This window comes from Glutamicibacter uratoxydans (genome assembly GCF_006539925.1).
In the GTDB taxonomy this organism is placed as follows: Bacteria; Actinomycetota; Actinomycetes; order Actinomycetales; family Micrococcaceae; genus Glutamicibacter; species Glutamicibacter uratoxydans.
The window spans coordinates 1-879 of sequence record NZ_BJNY01000047.1 but is presented as its reverse complement, the minus strand read 5'-3'; the positions used below and the strand labels follow the sequence as shown (position 1 = coordinate 879).

The 879-nt window shown below is 62.7% G+C and carries 1 protein-coding gene; it reads left to right on the top strand.

Going from position 1 to position 879, the window contains the following annotated elements:
• On the top strand, positions 1 to 879 hold an 879-nt coding region (locus AUR04nite_RS17765), incomplete at both ends, for a mannose-1-phosphate guanylyltransferase (RefSeq protein WP_141367646.1).

Sequence of the window (879 nt, the reverse complement as noted above, 5' to 3'; positions counted from 1 at the left end):
GTCGGATCGCGCCTGTGGCCGCTCTCGCGCGCCTCGGCCCCGAAGTTCCTGCACGACCTGACCAGCTCAGGGTCCACGCTGATCCGTGCCACCTATGACCGGCTGTGCCCGGTAGCAGATGACCGCATCATGGTCGTCACCGGACAAGCCCACCGCAACGCGGTCCTGTCCCAACTGCCAGAACTCGTGGACCAGAACCTCGTGCTGGAACCAGAGCCGAAAGACTCGGCCGCCGCGATCGGGCTGGCCGCCGCGATTCTCTATCTTCGCGATCCAGAAACCATCATGGGTTCCTTTGCTGCAGACCAGGTGATCGAGCCGGAGTCAGTATTCCAGGATGCGGTGCGTGAAGCGGTGCTTACTGCGGCCACTGGCAAGATCGTGACCATCGGTATCCACCCCACCCACCCTTCGACCGGGTTCGGGTATATCCAGACCGGTGAGCTGCTGGGCATTGACGGTGCTGCCAGCGCCCGGGATGTGGCGCAGTTTGTGGAGAAGCCTGATGAGGATACGGCCCGCCAGTATCTGGCCCGGGGAGGGTTCTTGTGGAATGCGGGCATGTTTGTCGCGCCGGTGGCGTTGATGTTGGAGCATTTGAAGGCTAATGAGCCGGATCTGCATGCTGGGCTGATGCAGATTGCCTTGGCGTGGGATACCCCGGAGCGCGATGCGGTGATGAGTGCTGTGTGGCCTGGTTTGCCGAAGATCGCGATCGACTACGCGGTGGCCGAACCTGCGGCAGCAGCTGGTGATGTTGCTGTGGTGCCTGGCGTGTTCAATTGGGATGACGTGGGGGACTTCGCTGCGATCGGCCGGTTGAACAAGGCCCGCGAGGAGGACGGCGTAACGACCCTGGGCTCCAGTGTGCGTGTGTAT